The following is a 24,230-nucleotide window of genomic DNA, read 5'->3' as shown; positions in this document are numbered from 1 at the left end:
CAAAAACTGCATTTTACAGACATTATAGCATCTTTTTTTTGCAGAATCAAATTCTATTGTAAATTCTGAACTACGATTTGTAAAGTCTCTCTTCCCATATAACTGTTCAGCTCCGGATAATATGCCACACTCCACTCCTCTTTTTGACGGATCTCCTGCACAAATGCTTCTCCGTCCCCAAAGTAAACAGCCTCCATGGGATAACCCGTCTCATCTACCGCCTTCATTTTTACTACATTTTTATTCTTCCCAAAAACTCTCGCTCCCATAAGTCTCAATTTTTTCTGGGCAAACAAGGGTTTTTGGTTTCCCTTTCCAAATGGCTCTAAGAGACTCAGCTGGCTGATGAGGTTTTTGTTTATATAATTCAGGGGCATGGGGACATCAATGAGCACTTTAGTGACAAAGTCCTCCTCCGTAAGGCTGCAGCCGCTGTTTATCTTTTCCCTGAATGGTTCAATATTCTTTTCTTCCAGGGACAGCCCTGCGGCCATGGGGTGCCCTCCGAATTTTGTCAGGTATTCCCGGCATTTCACCAGCTCATGAAACATATGAAATGCCTCAATAGATCTGCCGGATCCCTTGACCCCTTCCTCCGCTCTGGTAAGTACAAACGCAGGCTTTCCATACCTTTCACGGATTCTTCCTGCCACAATTCCCGCCAGACTCTCATGGCACTCCGGCAGGTAGATCACCAGCACTTTGTCCCGGCCCAAAGACGTGTTCTCTACCATCTGCACGGCTTCCTCTGTGGCCTTTGCCGTCATATCCTTTCTGCTGTCATTGAGGCTCTTGAGATCCTGGGCCAGCACTGCGGCCTCTGACGGATCCCGGCATTCCAGAAGAGACAAGGCTCTCTTGGCTGTGCTAAGACGTCCGCTTGCATTCATACATGGCCCCAGAATAAAACCGATATGGTAGGAGGTAATCTTCCTGTCCTCCAGCTGATTGGCCCGAATAAGTTCCCTGAGGCCAGTATTCCTGGTGTTTTGTATGCGCTTCAGTCCTTCCTTTACCAGAATTCTGTTTTCCCCCTGCAGGTCCATCACATCCCCTACTGTGGCAATGGCCACAAATTCCAGTAATTCTTCCAGTGCGTCTTTGGAAACCCCCAAATGCTCAAACAGCCCGCATACAAGCTTGTATGCCACACCGGCTCCGCAGAGGCCTTTAAAGGGATATCTGCACTCCTTCTGTTTTGGATTTACTACCACATCCGCAGGGGGAAGGATCTCCTTAATTTCCCCTCCTTCCGTCTCCTGAAAAGGAACCTCATGATGATCTGTCACCACAATAGTCATTCCCAGCTCTTTTCCGTAGGCAATCTGTTCTGATGCGCTGATCCCGTTGTCACAGGTAATAATGGTGTCAATCCCCTGCTCATAAGCTCTGGCAATGAGTTCTTCGTTCAGGCCGTATCCATCCTTTATCCGATCTGGAATATCAATATCTACAGACGCTCCTGCCTGCCGGAGCCCCTGAAGCAATATGTAGGTAGAACAAACTCCGTCAATATCATAATCTCCGATAATACGGATGTTTTTTCTCTCCTCAATTTTCATATAAATCAGAGAAACTGCCTCCCTGAGGCCTTTCATCCGTGTCCATGAGGGAAGATCCCCCAGGGTGCCGTAAAGATACTCCCGGATTGCGTCATCCCCAACAATATCCCGGTTGCGTATCAGTCTGGCGATCACGGGGTCAATCCGGAATTCCTCCCCGATCCTATTAAAGTCTGCACTTTTCGCTGTTATCATCCATCGTTCCATGGTTTTCCTCCTGTAAAACATTACAGGGGATGCCCGTCGGACATCCCCTGAAGCTTGTATTATGCTCTATTTTTTCCAATCTTTGTCTTCATCACATACCACAGTGCACCTGTAATGCATACAGAAGAATATGCACCGCAGAGAATGCCCACCATCAGAGGAAGTGCAAATTCCCGGATAGAAGATACACCCATGACAAACAGCAGAAATACCATAATAAAGGTAGTCAGAGAAGTATAAATACTTCTGGTCAGCGTCTGTGTGATACTTGCATTAACAATTGTAGCAAGCTCATCCTTTTTCTTCATCATACCCTTATTCTCACGGATACGGTCAAAGATAACAATGGTAGCATTGATGGAATACCCAACAATGGTCAGCATACATGCGATAAAGGTATTGCTGATAGAGATTTTGGCAATGGCGTAGAATGCCAGCACCACCAGCACGTCATGTATCAGAGCCAGTACGGCGCTGCTGGCAAAGCGGATATCTTTGAAGCGGAACCAGATATACACCAGCATCAGCAGGGTAGCTACCACCACTGCGATGACCGCGTCTTTTCTCATCTCTCCGCTGATCGTGGAGGAGATACTCTCTGTAGTAATCTTGGTCTCATCTACCTGGAAATTATCCACCATAGCTTTGTTCAGCGCTTCTCTTTCATCCACTGACAGAGTTCTTGTCTTGATGATTACCTGGTTGGAATTTACTACCTTTGTAGGCTGTACATTAGCGTCTCCGGTGATATCTTCCACAAGAGGAACTACCTTGCTGTCTATCTCATCCATGCTTAAATCTTCGTTAAAAGTTACATTCGTAGAAGTACCTCCCACGAATTCCAGGCTGTAATTCAATGCCTTCCCTGAGGAAGCCTGATTTACCCCCATCATAACAGGTGCCAGCAGCACTAGTACAATGGATATGGCAAAGAAAATCTTTTTCTTTCCCAGAAAATTAATTGGCTCTCTGGGTTTGATTTTACCGTAGAACTTAGCGTCTCTGACTCCGACTGCATATAACGCATAGATAATCAGTCTGGATACCACCAGTGCGGTAAACATAGATAAAACAATACCAAGGGCCAGAGTCTGAGCGAATCCCTTGACGCTTCCTGATCCCAGCCAGTTCAGCACAAAGGCAGCGATTAAGGTAGTTATATTGCCATCAAAAATAGCAGAAAATGCCTTTTTAAATCCTGACTGTAGTGAGGTTCTCACAGATTTTCCGGAAGCAATCTCCTCTTTGATTCTGGCATAGATAATAACATTAGCGTCCACAGCCATACCGATGGACAGGATAATACCTGCGATACCCGGAAGGGTCAGTGTCAGATCAAATGCATTCAGACAGATAAGATCCAGACATACATAGATGATAAGTGCAATACCGGATACCAGTCCGGGAATCAGGTACACGATAATCATAAACAAAATCACCAGCGCCAGACCAATACCGGCTGCCTTCACACTGGTATTAATCGCCTGAGTACCCAACTGAGCCGCCACTACATTAGAACGCAGTTCCTGAAGCTCCAGCTTCAGAGAACCAATTCTGATTGCAGATGCCAGGTTCTTGGCTTCTTCAATACTGCTCATACCTGTTATCTGTGCATTCCCGTCAGAAATTACGCTCTGCACCACAGGGGCACTCAATGTTTCATTGTCGTAGACAATAGCAATCTGTTTATTTAAGTTAGCCTCTGTTGCCTCGGCAAACTTTGCGGCGCCCTCTTTTGTCAGCGTCAGGCTTACCACGTACTGTTTGTTCTTTGTGGTATTATCTTCGCCTACCACACCCTGGGCGTCCGCCACATCGCTGCCTTCAAGAACTACATTTCCCTCTGTATCCATAAACTGCAGAGATCCCGGCTTGCCTAATTCCGTAAGAATGGCATTGGCATCTGTAGCACCTGGGATTTCCACACTGATTCGGTTATTTCCCTCCTGGTACACCTGAGCCTCTGTACTGTACTGCTCCACACGTTTCTGAAGCTTATAGATAGTATCAGACATATCGGAGGCGCTTGGGTTCTCTGCTTTCGTCTCATAGGTTATGCTGACACCGCCGGCCAGATCGAGACCTGTCTTAATGTGTTTTGCCGCCCCTGTTCCGGTAGGCCCAATTCCCACGGCTGCTGTAAATACCAGGAAACCGGTAATCAGCACTGTCAGAATTAAAACAACTATTCCTTTGTTTTTTTTCATCTTTCTTCCCTTCTTACTTTCTTAAGATTAGTCAGCCAACGCTGCTTTTATCATAATGGCACATTCCACACGTTTTCTCTGAAGCTCACAGCCCACTTCATATACATCATGTATTGTGTCATGGAAATGATAGGAGTTGGCGGCACAGCCGCCGCTGCAGTAAAATCTAGCAAAGCATTCCTGGCACTTGGGCTTGGAATACACATTGCAGTCTTTAAATTCTTTGACAATGTCCTTTCTGACCACACCCTCGTCCACGTTGCCCATAAGGTATTCTTCTTCCCCCACAAACTGATGGCACGGATAGAGATCTCCCCAGGGCGTAACTGCCAGATATTCGGTTCCGGAACCGCATCCGGAAAGCCGTTTGTATACACAGGGTCCCCCTGTAAGGTCTATCATGAAGTGGAAGAAATTAAATCCTCTTCCTTCTTTTTCTCTTTTAATCATTTCTTTTGCCAGGATATCATACTGTTCACAGATGATCGGCACATCCTCAGGACGTATGGCATACTCTTCCTCGAAAGGAGCAACCACAGGCTCCACAGAAATCTGCTTAAAACCCAGATCAGCCAGGTGAAGCACATCCTCAGCAAAATCCAGATTATGGCGGGTAAAGGTCCCTCTCACATAATATTTATCCTGATTTCTGCTCTCCGCAAACTTTTGAAACTTGGGAACAATCAGTTCGTAGCTTCCCTTTCCCTTCCGGAAGGGGCGCATATAATCGTGGATCTCTTTCCTTCCGTCAATGCTCAGAACCACATTGCCCATTTCCTTATTGGCAAATTCCATAATCTCGTCGTCAAGCAGCACGCCGTTGGTAGTCAGCGTAAAACGGAAGTTTTTATTATGAAGCTTCTCCTGTTCCCTGCCGTAGGCTACCAGCTGCTTCACAACGTCCCAATTCATCAGGGGCTCTCCGCCAAAGAAATCCACTTCCAGATTCTTCCGGTTTCCGGAATTAGCAATCAGAAAATCCAGTGCTTTTTTTCCCACTTCAAAACTCATCAGAGCCCTTCTGCCATGGTATTCCCCTTCCTCGGCAAAGCAGTAGCGGCAGGCAAGATTGCAGTCATGTGCTATATGCAGGCACAGTGCTTTTACTACTGTCTCCCTCTCTTTAAAATGAGAGATAGCATCCTTATAGATATCCTCAGTAAAAAGCATTCCCTCTTCTTTCAGCTCCCGGCACTCCGCCAGCGCTGTTTCCACTTCCTCCAAAGCATATTTTTCGCTTAGTATCTTTGCTGTCTCCTCAAAAGACAGCTTGTCTTCCAAAAGACCAACCGCATCGTATACAATTTCGTCCACAATATGGACGGAACCACTGTTAACATCCAAAACGATATGGCAGTCATTATTTATATAACGATGGACCACAACGAATCCCCTTTCTCTCTCTAAAAAAGTCCAGCGAACCTCCTCAGCATGCATTACAACACAAACAAGCAGCGGCTTTTGAACCGCTGCTTCATTGTTCCGTATTACAGCTGACTATTTGGAATGTTCACAGCTCTGGTTGCCAACGGTGCAAGATGTCTTGCAGGCTGACTGACAGGATGTCTGACATTCTCCACATCCACCTTTTTTCACTGTATTTTGTAAACTTTTCGTATTTAATGTTTTAATATGTTTCATTACTTTTCCTCCTTAATATCGTAAACTGTGCTAATTATATCACAAGACACCCCTTTTTAAAAGTATTTTTTTACTTGTTGAGCGCCTTACGACAGCATTCCTCCCAGGGTCCCTCCCGCCACACAGAGAAACAGTGAAGAGAGCAGAGACGATGTGTTTTCGCTTACCCGGTGTTCCACCAAAAAGGTGACTCCCACCAGCAGGGCTGCATAGATTGCACCCAGCACCATACCCCAAAGGAATTTCCGGGTCCCCGCTCCCTTTCCCACGAGAAATCCGCCAAGAAAGCAGGATAATATGTAGATCACTGTAATCCCAAGATTTACTTTACTTTCTCCCAGATCGAATTTATACAGGAGAAATGCCAGCAGAAAAAGCAGCAGAGCGGTAAGCACATAGGATGCCAGCAGGGATTTCATTAGTAACATTGGTATTGATTTTTTTGCAGCTGTCTGTTCCATAAACAAACCCTCCCATATAGTAAATATATGGAAGGGTTTCCCGTTCTATCACTTTTTTCTATTTTTTCTTCTTTTTTCTGGTAACAACAAGAATAATTATGATAAGTAATGCTGCTGCTCCTCCAATAATATAAGGAAGCAAAACACTGGTATCTCCTGTACTCGGATTGGAAGCTTTGGTCTGCTGGGTCTTGGCTGCAGCTGCTTTCGCAGTTGGGGTCTTTTTCTTATTGGTTCCCGTCTTGTTGCTGCTGTCCGTACTGCTGCCATTATTCCCGGTCAGGCTGCTGTTATTGTTGGAGCTGCCTGTACTGTTCGTTTTCTTGTCGGATGAGTCACCGCTCGGCAGCCCCACCAGAGGTTTGCTGCCTCCTACGTCAAAGGGACTGAAGGATGACGTCTCAAATGTCATCAGTCCGTCGGCAATGACTGGAGTGATAAGCTCTACGGTGCCATCCTCCAGATAATGGACAATGGTAAAACTTTCATACCCCGATACCTCCGGTGCTTTCATCACTACGGTCACTTTCCTGCCGTGAGGAATCTCATATTCAGTGTCCGTCATAAGGTCCCAGAGCTTCATCTCATAAGAGGATAGCAGAGTATCTATGGTGGGAATCGCCAGTGACGGGGCGTCATGATTCAGATTCACCTGAAACTGTACATACCATGGAAGGAAATCCCCTGAAACACTTACCCCGTTGCTGGTACGGTTTACATACCCCGCTGCCTCCTGGGCGTCTTTCAGCTTTTTCAGATCATCAGCAGCAGTCATTGCCTTATCCGCCGGGGAGAGTTCCTCATATAGCTTCGATGCGGCAACCACTCTTCCCACCTGGGACTGTTCCGTGATTCTCACGGGGAGGGATTCCACTGCCAAATGGAAAGCACTGCCCTTATGGGAGGCCACCGTCTTTTCCGTCTCTTCCCCTTTTAGTGTTTCTTCATTATCAGCCCCTATCTCATCGCTGCTTTCCTTGTCCTGAACAGGATCCTTATCTGGGCTGTCGCTTCCCTGGGGAGTATCCTGTCCCTTTGAACTGTCTGTGCCTGGCTGCTTATCCTGACTTTGCGTATCGTTCTTTTCAGGTACGCCTCCCGGATTCTCAGCCTTGTCTTTGTCCTGTGTTTCCTGATCAGGGGTTTTGTCTGTTCCCGGTTCACTGCCCTGGGTTCCGCCGCTGTTTTCCGTCTTCTCATCAGTCTCAGTCTTACCAGTGTCGGATTCTGTTTTCTCTGTGTCCTTCCCTGTATCCTTCAGAGAGGCGGTGTAAACAGTGACTGTCCGCTTTACCACGCCTTTCTTCTCATCCCAACCTTTTATCTGAGAATAGTCATACTTTTCTTTATCACTTGGAGAAAAGATAACTACACAGGCGCTTTCATATGTATCAGGTACAAAGCTGCTGTCTGCCCAGGAAAAAGTTCCGTCTCCGCTGCAGCTTTTCAGGGACAAGTTTGCCAGAGCCTCCGGCTTTTCCATAGTAAAGGAATCCGGAAGAGAGATATCCTTTGCAGGCTTACTCTTTCCGCCGTCTTCTTTCTCTATATTTTTATCGTCATCCGTATTTTTATTGTCGTCTGTCTTCTTATCTTCCGTCTCTTTTTTCTCGGTCTCCTGTTTTTCCTGTTCTTTATCCTCTTTTAACGGCTCTTTCTTGGATTCATTCTTCTTTTGAGCTTCTTCTTTTTTTGGTGTGCTGTCAGCCTTTTCTTCCCCCTTCACTGCAAGGCAGCCGTCATCCCCCAGGGACGCGTCTTCTTTTCCAAAATAATTGGCAGCCAGAGTAAGCTTGCTGCCTTTCCCTACATTAACCAGAGGTTTGGTAAAACCAGGAGCTCTTTTTAAGCTGACTCCTGAGGGAAGGGACCATTCCGCAGTACCAGAGATGGTTACAGTACCGCTGATATAGATTGTCCCGCTGCTTCCCGCCAGGGATTTAGCTTTTTTCCACGTCTTCACCGCAGTTTCCGCCGTACCCCCTCCTGCCGTGTCATCTCCGGAAGCTCCGTTCAGATAAACAGTAGTTCCGGCCTCAGCCAGTATTGTCTGGGTATTCCCTGCCAGTCCTGATACTATGAGGGACAGTACAATGCTTAAACCTATAATATTCGAAACAAGATTATGAAAACGTCTTTTTTGACCTCTGTTTAGTTTTTTCATTTTTCCACCTCTTATGTTTGCTCTTCTCAAATTGATGACTGTTTATATTCAAGTATATCCCAAAATAGGGCATATACATTTCTACATTTTCCCAAACATTATATCATAGTTCTCTTTCTTTCGACACCCCTAAAATCATATTTTTTGAATAACCATATTATGGAAATCCATCCGTGCAGCAGACCGCTCACACAAGCACTGCTTTTAGTTCTCACTTGCAATTATTACTGAAATACTGTATATTTTTCTTTATATATAATTTATACAGATAAAGGAGTGACATTCATTGGATCCTAGTGATGCCATACAGTTAATGGTTCTGCTGCTGTTATTAGCACTTTCTGCTTTTTTCTCATCAGCAGAAACCGCAATGACCACAGTGAACAAGATCCGTATTCAGACAATGGCTGAGGACGGCAACAAGAGGGCTGCCACCTTATTAAAAGCGGTCAACGATTCCGGCAAGATGCTGAGCGCAGTTTTAATAGGAAATAATATTGTAAATCTAAGTGCTTCTGCCCTGGCAACTTCAGTAACGATTAAGCTTTTCGGCAATGCTGCCGTAGGGCTGGCAACAGGTATCTTAACACTGTTGATACTGATTCTGGGGGAGATTACACCTAAGACAGTCGCTACTATCTACTCAGAACAGCTGGCGCTGGCCTACGCTAAGGTAATCTACGGACTGATGGTACTGCTTACCCCGGTGATCTACCTGGTGAATAAACTGTCACTTGGGCTGCTGCTTCTATTCCGAATAGACCCTAACGGCAAAAACAGTACGATGACCGAGAGCGAGCTCCGCACCATTCTCAACGTCAGCCATGAAGAGGGAGTGATTGAGAGCGAAGAACGCCAGATGATCTACAATGTATTTGATTTCGGCGACTCTCAGGCAAAAGATGTAATGGTACCCCGCATTGATGTAACCTTTGTGGATGTGGAATCCACCTACGATGAGTTGATTGAAATTTTCAGGGAGGACAAGTTTACAAGACTTCCTGTCTACGAAGAGACTACGGATAACATCATTGGAATTGTTAATATGAAGGACTTGCTTCTGCTGGACTCCAGAGAAAACTTTTCCATCCGTTCGATTCTGCGGGAGGCATACTTCACCTATGAATATAAAAATACTTCTGAGCTTCTGATGGAGATGCGGGAGGATTCCATTAATTTTGCCATTGTTCTGGATGAATACGGAGCTACAGCCGGCCTGGTGACACTGGAGGACCTTCTGGAAGAAATCGTGGGAGATATCCGGGACGAGTACGATGATCAGGAAGAAGAAGAGATTACGGAGATTGTGCCGGGAGAAGAATACCTTTCCCTAGGCTCCACAAAGCTGGATGATCTCAATGAAGAACTTGACATTGAACTGGAATCCGAAGACTATGATTCCATCGGCGGATATATCATTGAACAGCTGGATCGTTTTCCGGTAAAGGGCGAGGAGGTTACCACCCCTCAGCAGATCCGTCTCACTGTGGACAGTGTGGTGAAAAACCGGATTGAACTTGTGCATATCTATCTTCCCTCCAAGGAAGAAACATCTGAAAAGGAGAAATAATACTATGGGTAGTTTTTTTGGTCTGGACAGCCCTCTTATGAGATTTTTATCCAGATTAGCTGATATCTTTATTCTGAATATACTGTTTTTAATCTGCTGCGTCCCGGTTATCACCATCGGGGCCTCAGCCACAGCCCTTTACACAGTCACCCTCAAAATGGCTCGAAATGAAGAGTCCTACATGGTAAAGGGCTTTTGGAAAGCCTTTAAGAGCAATTTTAAGATCAGTACAATTGTATGGCTGATTATGCTGGTTCTGGGTATCATACTCGGTCTTGATTACCGGATTACGGCAGCCTTTACAGGGGTTATGGGAAAAGTCATGCAGATAGCCATTCTTATTATCGGTACCTTTTATACTATTACCATGCTCTATCTTTTTCCCTATATTGCCAGGTTTGTCAACGATGTGAAGAACAGCCTCAAGAATGCCCTTCTGTTCAGTATTCTGAATCTTCCTTACACCATACTGATCGCAGTGATCACAATCGCTCCGGTATTCCTGACTTTTCTCACAGGAAAAACACTGGCATACGGACTTTTTATATGGCTTTTCTTTGGATTTGCTGCCATCGCATATGTTAATTCCCTGCTGTTCCGAAAAATATTCGCTAAATATGAACCTCAGTCTGAGGACAGCTCTCCGGAGCAACAGGGGGCAGAATAAAAAAAACGCCGTGCAGGCACAGAATGGATTACTTTCACAACAAGTACCATCCTACACCTGCATGGCGTTTTTTCGGAGTTTTTTATACTGTGTCTGGCCTACAGGCGGAAGCATCCGCCGCCCACAAATTCTCTGAGAATTGAATTATGAGGGATATCTTCACTTGGCACACCCACAAAATAGTCCAGAAACTTCAGCAGCCTCTTGGCCTCCACATATTCCGGTGCATCCCTCTCTATGCCAAACAGAATAGGCTCTGCGTAAAGCTTCAGAATCGCCAGCTCGTAGATAAGAGCAGAGTTAAACATAACATCCGCGGATTCCTGGTAGGGGAAGATATTCTCGCTCTCTCCCCTTCTCACAGATGGCCACATGGCTATGGTATTTTTAGCTGAAGTACCTCTGGTTCTGGCATCTCTCACAATACGCCTGATTAGCCGCCCGTCTGTGGTGGGAATCCGGTTGTGTTCATCAATATTCAGCTGGGTCAGGGCACTGATATAAATCTTATATTTGCTGTCCGAGGGAAGGGAACTGCTGAGTTTATCGTTCAGGCAGTGAATCCCCTCTATGACCAAAACATCCTCAGGGCCCAGCTGCATGGTATCCCCCCTGTACTCCCTCTGGCCGGTAACAAAGTTGTAGGTGGGCAGCTCCACACACCTGCCCTCCAGAAGATTGCACATATCTTCATTGAACTGTTTTACATCCAAGGCCTCCAGACACTCGTAGTTTTTGTTTCCCTCACTGTCCACAGGCGTATCTTCCCTATTGACAAAATAATTATCTACCGAGATCTGATGGGGCTTTAGCCCATGCGCAGACAGCTGAATGGAGAGTCTGTGGGAAAATGTAGTTTTACCGGAAGAAGACGGGCCGGCTATCATAATAAACTTCTTACTCTTCATCCCTGCTATATCTTCCGCAATCTTGGATATCTTGCCTTCCTGAAGTGCCTCAGCGATGAGTATCATTTCTCTGGCGCCCACGGTGGTAATCATGTCGTTCAGCTCTCCCACCGTAGCCACATCCATCCGCTCTCCCCATTCCTCAGATTCCTTCTGCACCTGAAAGATCTTAGGCATGGGACGAAACGGCGGCACCTTCTCCGGATTGGTGGCTTCCGGAAGCTGGAGAACGAATCCCTCATCGTAGAGAAACAGATCGAAGTATTTCAGATAACCTGTATGATTGACCATAAACCCATAAAAATAGTCCTCAAATTCATCGATACTGTAAATATTGACTCTGGAGACCCTACGGTAGCGGAACAGCTTTTCCTTATCATACATACCATGCTTGTGAAAAAGATCTATGGCATCGTTAGTTCCCACACTCCGCTTCATAATGGGAATCTTCTTCTCCACCATTTCCATCATATAGGCTTTTACTTTCCCTAGAAATTCTTCATCCACTTTCACCTTTCCCTGAATTGTAAAATAGAATCCGGAGCCCACCGCAAAGTGAAGGACTGCCTTCTCTACGTTTTCGTGTCCGGCCACATGGTACACTGCTTTCAGAAGAAGAAGAGAGGCGCTTCTTTTGTATGTTTTATGTCCAATGGAGTCTCCGGTGGTGATAAATTCTATGGTGCACTCTCTCTTCAGACGTTTATGGAGTTCTTTTAGTTTTCCATTCACTGTAACCAGCACAATAGGATATCTGGTGCTACCCTCATAATCCTGTGCAATTTCTCCAAAGGTAATTCCCCATGGATACTCCCTCTTTTCCCCGTTAATTTCCACACAAATTTTCTCCTGTTCCATAAGCAACCTCCATTTATAAAGTAAGGACGAAGGAATACACTTCCCCGTCCCAATTCTGCTCTGCATGATCCAATCAATGATTTTATATCCAGGTAAACGGCTCCTTTACCGGCATTCCCTCCACAGAGAGCTGCGGGTATTCTTTGGCAAGTACCTGTCTCATAAAATCAATAAACATAGCTTCTGTTCCGTAATGCCCTGCATCAATAATGGCTATCCCTCTGGAAGGCGCATCAATTCCCGTATGATAGTCAATGTCCCCTGTCACCAGAACTTCAGCCCCTGACGAGATAGCCTTTGCCACCATACTCTTTCCGGATCCGGTAGACACGGCTGCACGTTCCAGACTCTGCTCCATATCCCCGTAAACGGTTACATGGGACAGATTCAGGGCTTTTTTCACAAAATCGGCGCACTCCCTCAGTGTCATCCTCCGGGGAAGGGTTCCCACTCTTCCAATCCCTTCCTCTCTGCCGCTGTCCTCAAAGGTAACATCCAGCACGGAGGTGTCGGTCAGCTGAAGATACCCGGCACTCAGTTCTGCCATGCCGCAGATATCAAAATTTGTGTGCATGGCATAGCAGGATATGTCCTCTTTTATCATTTTTATGATCCGTCTTCCCAGATAATTCCCGGCGTTTACTTGTTTGATCCCGCTGAAGATCATAGGATGATGGGTTATCATCAGATCCGCATGAAAATTTACTGCGGCATTTAATGTCTCATCCGTCACATCCAGGGCAAGAAATATCCTGGATATCTCTGCTTCCTCATCTCCCACCAACAGTCCGACGTTGTCCCAATCCTCTGCAAAGGACGGGGGATACAATCTCTCCAGCGTCTGTATAATTTTCTTACATTTCATAGTGTTGTAAAGCAGCTTTTATATACTGCATCTCCTGTTGAATTTCTTTTTCCCGTTCTCTTGCCTGAGAGGTTCCGGATAAAGAAAGCGTATCCAGAATCTGCAGGCAGGTATCTCTTTCCTTCTCCAGGAACTGTCTCAGAACAGGATGCCCGGACTGAAGCAGTTCTCGTCCGTACCTTAAGTAAATCTCTTCCGTATATTCCATCTCTCCATGGACAGCCCTCATCATGGGATAGTATTTTCCATCTTCCAGCACCATTGTCTCATCTGTTATGAAGTATCCGTTTTTCTGCAGAAAGAATCGTACCTGGCGGATCTCTGACTGGGGCTGAAGAATGAATTCCGATACACTGCGGAGGACTTCTTCGCCGTCCCTGAGAATCTTCTGTACCAGACCTCCCCCCATCCCGGCAATGATAAGCGTGTCTGCTTCTCCGGGCTTCAGGGCCTGTACACCGTCTGACAGGCGTGTCTGTATGTATTCCCTGAGCCCATTTTCCTCTATGTGTGCCTCAGCCCGGGACAAAGGGCCTCTCCGGATGTCCATGGCGATGGCGCATGGTATCTTTTTCTGCTGTATCAGATAAATGGGGATATACCCATGGTCACAGCCTACATCTGCAACTGTGTTTCCCTCTGTAACCATGCCGGCCACAGCTAAAAGCCTGTTGGATAACTGCATACGATTTCTCCTGTATTAATCCAAATAGTCTTTCAGCTTGCGGCTGCGGCTGGGATGGCGGAGTTTTCTAAGGGCCTTTGCCTCAATCTGACGGATACGTTCCCTGGTTACATTGAATTCTTTTCCCACTTCCTCCAATGTTCTGGCGCGGCCGTCATCCAGGCCGAAGCGAAGACGGAGCACCTTTTGTTCTCTCTCGGTAAGGGTTCCCAGTACTTCCACCAGCTGTTCCTTTAACAGGGTAAATGCTGCTGCATCCGCGGGCACAGGTACATTGTCATCCTGAATAAAATCACCCAAATGGCTGTCTTCTTCCTCTCCGATAGGAGTTTCTAAGGACACCGGCTCCTGTGAAATTTTAAGAATCTCGCGCACACGGTCAACTGACATATTCATCTCCTCTGCGATCTCTTCCGGCAGAGGTTCACGGCCAAGCTCTTGAAGGAGCTGTCTGGATACCCGGATCAGTTTATTAATGGTCTCCACCATGTGAACCGGAATACGGATGGTACGGGCCTGATCGGCTATGGCCCTTGTAATTGCCTGGCGGATCCACCAGGTGGCATAGGTGCTGAACTTGTATCCTTTTCTGTAGTCAAACTTTTCCACTGCCTTGATAAGACCAAGATTTCCTTCCTGGATCAGATCCAAAAACAGCATCCCCCGGCCTACATAGCGCTTTGCTATGCTCACCACCAGACGGAGGTTCGCCTCTGCCAAACGCTTTTTGGCATTCTCATCCCCGTCTTCCATCCGCTGGGCAAGCGCAATTTCTTCCTCCGCGGTCAGAAGGGGAACCTTTCCAATCTCTTTCAGATACATCCGCACCGGATCCTCAATGCTGATCCCCTCAGGCACAGTCAAATCTATATTCTCTACATCAACCTCGTCTTCTTCGTCCAACTTAATATCTTCATCATCGTCCAGCAACAGCACATCCGTATCCGTATCGCTGATTCTCAGCACGTCGATTCCATTGGCTTCCAGATAGTCAAAGACTTTGTCCAGATATTCAGCATCCAGCGGGGTATCCCGGAAAAAGTCATTAATCTCCTGATATTCCAGAACATTCTTTTTCTTTTTGCCCATTTCCAGAAGCTCTGCTAATTTTTCACTGAATTTTGCCATATTCATTTCCATAGGTGTTCCATCCTCTCATAACTTGTTTATATTTTATCCTTAATCGAAAGAAATATGCAATATCACCCGTTTTGCCTCTATCTCCTCTAATCTGCGCTTATCCGCCAAAATCTGCTGTAAACCCTGCATATCAGTGGGAGACAGGTGTGCTGTCCGATATTCGATGCTATTTCTCATAATTCGGCATACCGTATCGGTTAATGCCTGCTGCCGTTCTCCGTCTGTCTCCAGATGAAGTGTGGCATTGAATAAAGAGGCGATCTCTTTTTGTTCTTCACTGTCTGTAAACCGGTTCAGTAGCTTTGCCGGATTCACTTCACCCTGTGCGTGCTGTTCATATAAAAGCTCTGCCACTGTATGGTACAGAGGGGTGGTAAAATCATCCGGGCCAATATAGCCTCTCACCGTGTCAAACATGGACGGATAGGAAACAAGCCAGGTTAGCATCAGCTTCTGGGACGTTTCTATTCCGCTTTCTTTATTGTTTTTTTTGTGAATGCCGGATTTAGGCTTAATTCTCTCCTCTGCCGGTGTTCCGCTGAGGGCCAGCTTATTCACCAGCCGCTTCAAATCTTCATAGGCAATATGGTACTTAGATGCAATGGATTCCATATAGTTGTTCCGCTCGATCTCCTCCGGAAATTCCAGCAGCTTCTTGGCTATTGCCCGGTAAAAATCCGTCTTGCCCTGGGGATCCCCAAGATCATACTCCCCTTCCATCACAGAGATTTCGAACAGAAAACTGTTCATTGCTTCATCCAGACGCTCTTCAAAAGCTTCCCTTCCCAGTGCCTGTATAAACTCATCCGGATCCTTATAGGGGGACAGATTCACCACCCTGGCCTTGAGTCCTGCGGCCTTCACTATGGGAATTCCTCTGAGTGCTGCTTTTCTTCCCGCCTCATCGCTGTCATAGGTGAGGAGGACTTCCTCTGTGTACCTGCGCATCAGGCTGGCATGCCCGGACGTCAAAGCTGTCCCAAGAGAAGCTACCGCATTGGTAAATCCTGCCTGGTGCATGGCAATGACATCCATATAACCTTCACATATAATCAGATTTTTCTTTCTGGAGGTTCTGGCGATGTTCAGTCCATAGAGGTTCCTGCTTTTGTCGAATATCTTTGTCTCCGGAGAGTTCAGATATTTGGGTTTTCCATCCCCCATCACACGCCCTCCGAATCCAATCACCCGGCCGTTCACATCCTGAATGGGAAACATCACACGATTCCAGAACTTGTCATGCATTCCTCTTTTCTCATCAAACTGAAAGAGGCCGGAATCCTTTAACAGCTCATCCGAATAGCCCTTTTGTTTCAGGTACCGGTGCAGCATGTCCGAATATTTAGACGAATAGCCGAGTCCGAACTTTTTTATGGTTTCGTCACTGAGACCTCTGCCGGTGAGATAGCCGTAAGCCTGTCTGCCCGCCTCCTGGCGGAGCTGGTAATAGTAAAAGTTCGCAGCCTGTTTCTGAATCTCCAGCAAGAGAGCCTTCCGGTCAGCCTGCGCTTTCTGTTCTCTGGAGTATTCCATCTCAGGAAGCTCCACTCCGGCACGTTCAGCCAGCATTTTGACTGCCTCTACAAAGGTATAATTCTCATATTCCATAATAAAGGTATATACGTTGCCTCCGGCTCCGCAGCCAAAGCAGTAATACATCTGCTTTCCGGGGCTCACAGAAAAGGAAGGAGATTTTTCATTGTGAAAGGGACAAAGACCAAAGTAGGAACTTCCCTTTCTCTGAAGCTTCACATAGCCGGAGATGACATCCACGATATCATTTTTCATTCGTATCTCTTCAATTAAATCATCTGAATAATACATGTTCTTCCTCCATATGCTATATTACACGTTACTTCCCGGTTTCCTTTTCCTTTTTCTCATTTTTTTGTCGGAAATTCCTGTCAATATACTTCCCATCCCTTCGGAATATAGATTTCCCGGAACTTATTAATGGAAAATTGGTCGGTCATTCCCGATATGTAATCGCATACCACCCTCTCCTTTTCCTCTCCGTTTTGTATTAGTTCCACATACTCCTGGGACATAGCTGTTTCATGTAAGCTGTAGTATTCATACAGCTTTTCTATCATATTGCAGGCTTTCTCTTCTTCCTTTTTCGCCACAGGATTCAGATACACATCCTGAAACATAATGCTCCTCAGATCCCGCATGCCCTCTTCTATCTCCGGAGACATTGTGATCTTGTCTCTCCCCTGGCTGTTTCTGATAATGTCATGGATAAAGGTATTGAGCCGCTCTCTGGTCGTGTACCCCAAAAGCATTCGGATTGTGATGGGAATGTTATCCTCACTGATAATCCCCGCTCGTTCTGCGTCATCCATATCGTGGTGTATGTAGGCGATTTTGTCACAGTAGCGCACAATCTGTCCTTCCAGTGTGCTGGGGCTTCCCGCAGTTCGGTGATTGCGTATTCCATCCAGTACTTCCCAGGTCAGATTCAGTCCTTCTCCCCGCTTTTCCAGCCGCTCTACCACCCGCACACTCTGTTTATAGTGGGCAAATCCCAGAGGACATATAGTGTCCAGCACCTTTTCTCCGGCATGTCCAAAGGGCGTATGCCCCAGATCATGTCCCAAAGCAATAGCTTCCACAAGATCCTCATTCAGACGGAGTGCTTTTGCAATGGTTCTTGCAATCTGAGACACCTCTAAGGTATGTGTCAGCCGGTTGCGGTAATGATCCCCCTGAGGAGACAAAAACACTTGTGTTTTATCTTTCATCCTCCGAAACGCCTTGGAATGCAGAATCCTGTCTCTGTCTCTTTGATAGACGGTTCGCACATCACACTCTTCTTCATGCCTCCTGCGTCCTCTTGAATGTCTGCTGTAAGAGGCATAGGGACTCAGAAGTTCCATCTCCAGTTCTTCAAAACTTTCACGAATTGTCATACTTTGCACCTCCATGGGAACAAGTAAAATCAAAGTGTCTATATTTAATATATTCCGCAAAATACAAAAATTTCCTCTTTTTTGTAAGAAAAGGCCTTATTTTGTATGGTGCCTCCTCCCAGTAATTTTTGCTTTATAGAGCCCGCCCTGCAGAGTAAAAAAATACGGATACTGTCTGTATCTGCTCACAGACAGGTATCCGCATTTCTGCTCCTATATAAATCTGGCAACCATCGGAACCAAAACAACCGTTATGATTCCTGTAACTACAATGGCAAGGCTGCTCATAGCCCCCTGAACCTCACCCATCCCAAGAGCTTTGCTTGTCCCGATGGCGTGTCCTGAAGCTCCCAGTGCAAGTCCCTGAGCCACAGGGTCTTTGATACGACATACCTTAAAGACCAGATCGGCGACCACGGTACTAAGTATTCCTGTGATTACCACCGCAGCAACTGTTATACCTGACAGGCCTCCGATCTCCTCTGTCACGCCAATGGCAATGGCTGTTGTGATGGATTTTGGGAGCAGAGACAGGGTCATGGTTCGTTCCAGATGCAGCAGGCAGGCCATCCCTCCAATCAAAGCCATACAGGTGACTGTACCTGCGGTAAGTCCAGCCAGTACAGGCACAAGGTTCTCTTTCAGAATCCTGAGCTGCCGGTACAAAGGCAGTGCCAGGCAGACCGTAGCCGGAGTGAGCAGATACGTGATATACTGCGCCCCCTGGTTAAACGTCTGATAACGAATCCTGCCGGCAAGCAGCACCGCAATAATAAATACAGTGGAGATAAGAAGGGGATTGCACACTGCCAGTTTCGTTTTTTTCTGGACTGCCAGCCCCAGCCCATACCCCAGCAGGGTAAGAAAGAATCCAAAATATGCTGAATTCTCAAACACCGCATTCATAATCCTCACCCCCTGACTCTTTTTCCGTTTTTTTCACCTTTGCGCACAGCCGCATTGCTCCCTGGGTGACTGCCCCTGTTACCCCCATAATTGCCGCAGTTGTAATTACAATAATCACAGCAAACCCCAGCAGCCCCTGGGATATACTGGCGTAATTCTCTATTACTCCCACACTTGGCCCTGTAAACATCACAGGCATCAGCACCAGCAGAAAATCGGCAGTTTCTTTTATCTGTTCTTCTTTAACGAATCTCATACACAGAGCCAGAAACAGCAGAATCATTCCATACACACTGGCCGGAACCGGCAGAGGCAGCAGATAATTCAGCAGCTCCCCTGCAAAGGTAATGCCTCCGATAATCCCAATTTGCTTTACATACTTCATAATAATTAAGACCCTTCTTTCTGTTACACTCTAATAGCCATTCGCCCTTTATGATAGCACAACTGGGATCCTCTGTTAATATTGCCTCCCACTTTTCCACTAATTTCAGATGATTGAACAATATTATTTTCTTTTTCTTATACTTTCTGGTTATTTTTATACGGTCTGCCGTTAACGGTATGCCTCTCTTAGAAGCTGGATTTCTCTGGCATAGCCCTCCAGATCATTTGGCGTTTCCAGATAAAAAGGCAGCTCTCTCAGTGCAGGATGATTGATGATACGGATCAAGGCCTCTTTGCCGATATGCCCCTCCCCTATCCTGGCATGCCTGTCCTTATGGCTGCCCAGCTCATTCATACTGTCATTTAAGTGGATCGCTTTTAAACGCTTCAGTCCGATCACCTGATCAAACTCCGTCAGCACTTCATCCAGATCATTTACAATATCATACCCGCCGTCAAATACATGGCAGGTATCCATACAGACTCCCATTTTATCCGAGAGTTCCACACGATCCAGGATCTCCCGCAGTTCCTGGAAGTTTCGTCCTACCTCACTTCCTTTTCCGGACATAGTCTCCAAAAGCACAGTCGTGGACTGTTCCGGCCTCAGATTCCGATTCAAGACATCAGCAATCAGAGCAATCCCTTTTTCAGCCCCCTGCTTAACGTGGCTTCCCGGATGAAAGTTATAATAATTTCCCGGTGTATACTCCATTCTTCTGAGATCGTCTGCCATGGTTTCAATGGCAAAGGTGCGTACTTTTTCATCTGCTCCGCAGGCATTCATGGTATAGGGTGCATGAGCCAGAATACAGGGAAACCCATGGGCTTGGGAGAGGTTCTGAAAAGACTGCACATCTTCCGGCCGTATCTCTTTTGCCTTCCCCCCTCTGGGATTCCTGGTAAAGAACTGAAAGGTATTGGCACCGATTTTCAAGGCTTCTTTTCCCATAGCTTCATACCCTTTTGCAGATGATAAATGGCTTCCTATTGTTAACATCATAATTCTCCTTTTTCTTAACATTTCATGCAATATCTGATATATTATTATTTGAGCTTAACAGCTCCTATTCTATCACAAATCACACAAAGAAAGAAGAGATACTATGTTCGGAGAATGTCATGCCCATATTATTATGGACGCTGTTAACTATAAACATGCGGTAAACCGCCATCAGACCGGTGTAGACGAATCTGTAATTCATGCCCATTTTTCAGCCTATCAAAAACTGGGTATCCGGTTTGTCAGGGACGGCGGGGACAGCTTAGGTGTATCCAGGCGGGCACGGGAGATTGCCCCCTCTTACGGAATCGACTACCGCACTCCTATATTTGCAATACATAAAAATGGCCACTACGGGGGCATTGTAGGCAGGGGCTTCGACACTCTTCCGGAATATACTGCCCTTGTCAGAGAGGTAAAGAAGCAGGGCGGGGATTTTATTAAGATCATGACAACGGGAATCATGGACTTCGATACGGACGGCCATATCACGGGGGATGCCCTGCCCTATGCCCTGGTTAAAGAAATGGTGCATATCGCTCATGAGGAAGGTTTTGCGGTCATGACCCATACCAACGGAGCCGGCCCTGTATACGATGCCCTGCTGGCCGGCGTGGACAGCGTGGAACACGGCAATTACATGGATGATGAGTGCATCCTGGCCTTTTCCCAGTCTGAGGCTGTGTGGGTGCCTACGGTCACTGTAGTTCCTAACCTCATAGGCTGCGGGCGGTTTACGGACACCGTTCTGGAAAGCATCTGGCAGGAAGCCGGTGATAACATAAGAAAAGCCTGGAAAGCCGGCGTCACCATGGCTTTGGGCAGCGACGCAGGCGCTTATCTGGTTCCCCATGGACAGGGACTTTTAGATGAGTTGAGGCGGTTTAAGAGTATTCTTTCAGGGGAAAGGGATCTGGAACAGAGATTGGAGTTGGGGGAGAGGAAGATTAAAGAAAAATTTTAGTTTTGTGTAATTGTTTTGTGTATGTAAAGTTCGAGATAAAATAGTCGGCGAGCGGAGTGTCGCAGACGGACGGTCAAGGGAGGAGGTCTTGGGGCCAGGGGTACTGTGTGGATCTGCTTGCTACTGCGTTTCTCCTCAGCTAGCTGCCTGGCCGTTCACTAAGAAGCTCAGGAAAGCCTTCGCTCCTAAGTGACCGCCGACAGTGGATCTTCGGACGCACTCCGTAGTCTGCGCAGCTCCACACAGTACCCCTGGCCCCAAGACCTCCTCCCTTGACCTGGCAGAGACTCACTTCACATTCACGGAAAACGGGGGAAAGGTTGGGAGTTGTACACTTTTCCTCTTATTTCGCACCATTGTCCGCTTGATGTTTTGGATAGATAGCGCCCCCCCTGGAACTTCTCTCACCGTCCCCCCGCCACCTCACACTTTCCGACTTGAATCACTTTAAGCTGAAGTCCAAGCGCTACACCCTTAAATCCCAATTAGACACAAAAAAATCTCTGTAAACTGCATTTACAGAGATTCTACTGCGGGAGATGGGACTTGAACCCACACGAGCATACACCCACAAGATCCTTAGTCTTGCCTGTCTGCCAATTCCAGCACTCCCGCTTATCGCCTTGGCTTTACTGCCGAACGACAAGTGATATTATAGCATCCAGTTTATGTTTCGTCAACACCTTTTCAGAATTTTTTTCAACTTTTTTCCCCTTTTTTCCAAGCCTTAATTCTGTCAAGCTTTTCCTTTACTTCTTTCTCTTCCCCCTGAGATGTGGGCTGATAGTAACATCTGTCTTTCAGGGCATCCGGCAGGCACTGCATACGAGACAATTTCTCCTTTGTATCATGGGCATATACATACCCTTCCCCATAGTGAAGTTCACCCATCAACCCTGTGGGAGCATTTCTAATCTGAAGGGGAACTGGTTCCGCAAGGTGATTCATGGCATCATTTTTACACTCTTCATAGGCGGTATATAAGGCATTGGACTTCGGTGCCATAGACAGGTACACGACTGCATGGGTTAGATTCACATTGCATTCAGGCATTCCATTAAAGTGGCATGCCTGGTAGGCAGAGACTGCCAGATTCAGGGCATGGCTGTCCGCCATTCCCACATCTTCACTGGCAAAGCGAATCAGACGCCTGGCCACATAAAGGGGATCCTCCCCTGCTTCCAGCATTCGCGCAAGCCAGTACACTGCCGCGTCCGGATCGCTGTTGCGCATAGATTTATGAAGTGCGGAGATCAGATTGTAATGCTCCTCTCCATTCTTGTCATAGAGAAGTGATTTTCTGCTGATACACTGTGACATTCCCTCATCTGTAACAGTGACACCCCCGCTGCTGTCAATTGCACCGTTTAACACCGCCATTTCCAGAGTATTAAGAGCAATCCTGGCATCCCCGTTCGCAAAGGCAGCCACAGCCTGAAGCTGTCGGTCCGTAATACGGATATTCTGTCCCCCGAATCCGGCAGGACTTTTAAGTGCATGCGTCAGAAGTTTTACCAGATCTTTTTCTTCCAATGCCTTGAGTACAAATACCTTACACCGTGACAGGAGAGCCGCGTTAATCTCGAAAGAAGGATTTTCTGTAGTAGCACCGATAAGGATAATGCTTCCCTTCTCCACATAAGGCAGAAAGGCATCCTGCTGTGCCTTATTGAAACGGTGAATCTCGTCTACAAACAATACCGTGCGGATTCCCATTCTCCGGCTGCTTTCCGCGCGGCTCATCACATCCTTAATCTCCCTGATTCCGCTGGTAACAGCACTAAAATTTATAAAATCTGCCTTGGTGCGGTTTGCTATGATGCTCGCAAGTGAGGTTTTACCTATTCCAGGTGCGCCCCAGAAAATCATGGAGGATATCTGATCCCGCTCTATAAGCTGGCGCAGCATCTTGCCCTCCCCCAGCAGATGTTCCTGCCCTACAAACTCTTCCAGACGCTCCGGCCGAAGTCTGCTGGCCAGGGGAGCGCTCCGGCCTCTGTCATCAAATAACGTCATCTGTTCCATATCTATACCACTCCTTACCGATCCTTAATTCTTATTTTCCTGTGGACAACTTATATACGAAATTCTATAAATCATCATTACTATTTTATCAAACATTTGTTCGGACATCAATGCTTTATTTCATGTTGCAGCCTTTGATCCTGTATTATACCCGTACAGACCTGCAAAGGAGACGCAAAAAACAGGTGCCCGGACTCTGATAAGAGTCTTCAGCACCTGTTTTTTATCACGCTTCCATCTCGACGGAGGCCACCAGCCTTCTGGCATCCTCATCTGAGGGTTTCTTTCCCGTCCAGATCTCCATTGCCCGGATTCCCTGGCATGAACTCATGGCTTTTCCAACATAGGACTGGAATCCTTTTTCTTTTGCCGCCCGGGGAAGCTTCGCATCTGAGTATCAAAGGTGCCGGAACACGAGATCGGATAGTCCGCAGTTAACGCTCTGCGCCGTTATGGCGTAGATACCTCATCGGTTCTTCGCGGCGGTCCCAGGCTTGGCACCTATTTTGTTGAAAAAGCCGCCAAGGAAATGGGGCTGACGGTCAGCTGCGATTTAAACTACCGCAAAAAATCATGGTCCAGAGATGAAGCAAAGGAGGTCATGAGCAGATTACTGCCATACGTAGACGTCTGCATCGCAAATGAAGAGGATGCCGCCGATGTATTCGGTATTCATGCTGAAAATACTAATATTGAAACCGGTAATATTTCAAAGGACGGGTATATTGGCGTAGCGCAAAAAATCTGCCGGCAGTTCGGCTGTAAAAAAGCTGCCATTACACTGCGGGGAAGCCTGTCCGCTACGGATAACAACTGGGGCGGCATGCTTTATGACGGTAAGAATGCCTTTTTCTCCCGTACTTATTCCATTCACATTGTGGACCGTGTAGGCGGTGGCGACAGCTTTGGAGGAGGGCTTATCTACTCTCTGATCTCCGGCTATTCTTCTCAGGAAGCCGTGGAATTCGCAGCGGCTGCCTCTTGTCTGAAGCATACCATTGAGCATGATTTTAATCTGGTTACCCCCGATGAAGTCACCTCTCTTGCAGGCGGCAATACAAGCGGCCGTGTACAAAGATAAAAAATCAGGACAAACTA

19 protein-coding genes, 1 tRNA gene and 1 pseudogene are annotated in these 24,230 nt (G+C 46.7%); 4 read left to right on the top strand and 17 right to left on the bottom strand.

What is annotated here, in order from left to right; translation table 11 throughout:
* Nucleotides 1-53 precede the first annotated feature (53 nt).
* From recJ to GKG41_RS13480, 6 genes are all read right to left on the bottom strand, one after another.
* Nucleotides 54-1,769, bottom strand: a complete 1,716-nt coding sequence (recJ, locus tag GKG41_RS13505) for a single-stranded-DNA-specific exonuclease RecJ (protein WP_154259450.1) — start codon at nt 1,767-1,769, stop codon at nt 54-56.
* Nucleotides 1,770-1,828: 59 nt separating this feature from the next.
* Nucleotides 1,829-3,976, bottom strand: a complete 2,148-nt coding sequence (gene secD, locus GKG41_RS13500; protein ID WP_154259448.1) for a protein translocase subunit SecD — start codon at nt 3,974-3,976, stop codon at nt 1,829-1,831.
* Between the two features lie 27 nt (nt 3,977-4,003).
* A complete protein-coding gene (gene scfB / locus GKG41_RS13495) occupies nt 4,004-5,359 on the bottom strand; it encodes a thioether cross-link-forming SCIFF peptide maturase (RefSeq protein ID WP_347563318.1) in 1,356 nt (451 codons plus the stop codon).
* Nucleotides 5,360-5,473: 114 nt separating this feature from the next.
* Nucleotides 5,474-5,617 (bottom strand): six-cysteine ranthipeptide SCIFF, encoded by a 144-nt coding sequence (scfA, locus tag GKG41_RS13490; RefSeq protein ID WP_072848102.1) that lies wholly within the window; start codon nt 5,615-5,617, stop codon nt 5,474-5,476.
* A gap of 86 nt (nt 5,618-5,703) precedes the next feature.
* A complete protein-coding gene (locus GKG41_RS13485) occupies nt 5,704-6,078 on the bottom strand; it encodes a TIGR04086 family membrane protein (RefSeq protein ID WP_072848103.1) in 375 nt (124 codons plus the stop codon).
* 58 nt (nt 6,079-6,136) lie between these two features.
* A complete protein-coding gene (locus GKG41_RS13480) occupies nt 6,137-8,242 on the bottom strand; it encodes an LPXTG cell wall anchor domain-containing protein (protein WP_154259443.1) in 2,106 nt (701 codons plus the stop codon).
* A gap of 286 nt (nt 8,243-8,528) precedes the next feature.
* Here GKG41_RS13480 and GKG41_RS13475 point away from each other — a divergent pair, with 286 nt between their 5' ends.
* Nucleotides 8,529-9,812, top strand: coding sequence for a hemolysin family protein (locus GKG41_RS13475; protein ID WP_154259441.1), 1,284 nt, complete (start codon nt 8,529-8,531; stop codon nt 9,810-9,812).
* A gap of 4 nt (nt 9,813-9,816) precedes the next feature.
* On the top strand, nt 9,817-10,479 hold the full coding sequence (locus tag GKG41_RS13470) for a DUF624 domain-containing protein (RefSeq protein WP_154259439.1): 663 nt from the start codon (nt 9,817-9,819) through the stop codon (nt 10,477-10,479).
* Between the two features lie 98 nt (nt 10,480-10,577).
* On the opposite strand, the gene GKG41_RS13465 is transcribed toward GKG41_RS13470, so the two are convergent.
* The 9 genes from GKG41_RS13465 to GKG41_RS13425 all read right to left on the bottom strand — a co-directional run bounded on the left by GKG41_RS13465 (nt 10,578) and on the right by GKG41_RS13425 (nt 20,140).
* Nucleotides 10,578-12,245 carry a nucleoside kinase gene (locus tag GKG41_RS13465; protein ID WP_154259437.1) on the bottom strand — a complete coding sequence of 556 codons (1,668 nt, stop codon included), beginning with the start codon at nt 12,243-12,245 and terminating at the stop codon, nt 10,578-10,580.
* 82 nt (nt 12,246-12,327) lie between these two features.
* Nucleotides 12,328-13,110, bottom strand: a complete 783-nt coding sequence (locus GKG41_RS13460; RefSeq protein WP_154259435.1) for a Nif3-like dinuclear metal center hexameric protein — start codon at nt 13,108-13,110, stop codon at nt 12,328-12,330.
* Complete coding sequence (locus GKG41_RS13455) at nt 13,100-13,795, bottom strand: class I SAM-dependent methyltransferase (RefSeq protein WP_154259428.1); 696 nt, start codon at nt 13,793-13,795, stop codon at nt 13,100-13,102. The genes GKG41_RS13460 and GKG41_RS13455 overlap by 11 nt, the downstream gene beginning before the upstream one ends.
* Nucleotides 13,796-13,810: 15 nt before the next feature.
* A complete protein-coding gene (gene rpoD, locus GKG41_RS13450; RefSeq protein ID WP_154259426.1) occupies nt 13,811-14,935 on the bottom strand; it encodes an RNA polymerase sigma factor RpoD in 1,125 nt (374 codons plus the stop codon).
* A 39-nt stretch (nt 14,936-14,974) separates the two neighbouring features.
* A complete protein-coding gene (gene dnaG, locus GKG41_RS13445; protein ID WP_154259424.1) occupies nt 14,975-16,759 on the bottom strand; it encodes a DNA primase in 1,785 nt (594 codons plus the stop codon).
* 80 nt (nt 16,760-16,839) lie between these two features.
* A complete protein-coding gene (locus GKG41_RS13440) occupies nt 16,840-17,847 on the bottom strand; it encodes a deoxyguanosinetriphosphate triphosphohydrolase (RefSeq protein WP_154259422.1) in 1,008 nt (335 codons plus the stop codon).
* Between the two features lie 213 nt (nt 17,848-18,060).
* The gene (locus GKG41_RS13435; protein ID WP_154259419.1) at nt 18,061-18,753 is read right to left on the bottom strand and encodes an LrgB family protein; all 693 of its coding nucleotides are present in this window, start codon (nt 18,751-18,753) and stop codon (nt 18,061-18,063) included.
* Complete coding sequence (locus GKG41_RS13430) at nt 18,737-19,138, bottom strand: CidA/LrgA family protein (RefSeq protein ID WP_154259417.1); 402 nt, start codon at nt 19,136-19,138, stop codon at nt 18,737-18,739. Before GKG41_RS13430 ends, GKG41_RS13435 begins: the two co-directional genes overlap by 17 nt.
* A 171-nt stretch (nt 19,139-19,309) precedes the next feature.
* Nucleotides 19,310-20,140, bottom strand: a complete 831-nt coding sequence (locus tag GKG41_RS13425) for a deoxyribonuclease IV (RefSeq protein WP_154259564.1) — start codon at nt 20,138-20,140, stop codon at nt 19,310-19,312.
* Nucleotides 20,141-20,246: 106 nt separating this feature from the next.
* Between GKG41_RS13425 and GKG41_RS13420 the strand changes: the two genes are divergently transcribed.
* The gene (locus GKG41_RS13420; RefSeq protein WP_154259415.1) at nt 20,247-21,107 is read left to right on the top strand and encodes an amidohydrolase family protein; all 861 of its coding nucleotides are present in this window, start codon (nt 20,247-20,249) and stop codon (nt 21,105-21,107) included.
* Nucleotides 21,108-21,638: 531 nt separating this feature from the next.
* On the opposite strand, the gene GKG41_RS13415 is transcribed toward GKG41_RS13420, so the two are convergent.
* Nucleotides 21,639-21,722: transfer RNA gene (locus tag GKG41_RS13415), tRNA-Leu, on the bottom strand.
* Between the two features lie 84 nt (nt 21,723-21,806).
* Complete coding sequence (locus GKG41_RS13410; protein ID WP_154259413.1) at nt 21,807-23,132, bottom strand: replication-associated recombination protein A; 1,326 nt, start codon at nt 23,130-23,132, stop codon at nt 21,807-21,809.
* A 394-nt stretch (nt 23,133-23,526) separates the two neighbouring features.
* Between GKG41_RS13410 and GKG41_RS13405 the strand changes: the two are divergent.
* Nucleotides 23,527-24,213 (top strand): annotated as a pseudogene (locus GKG41_RS13405) (PfkB family carbohydrate kinase); the annotation flags it as partial.
* Nucleotides 24,214-24,230: the final 17 nt, after the last annotated feature.

The sequence above is a fragment of the Lactonifactor sp. BIOML-A5 genome (assembly GCF_009677585.1).
GTDB lineage: Bacteria > Bacillota > Clostridia > Lachnospirales > Lachnospiraceae > Lactonifactor.
Note: the sequence above shows the minus strand (reverse complement) of the source record. Positions and strands in the feature narration are given on the sequence as shown.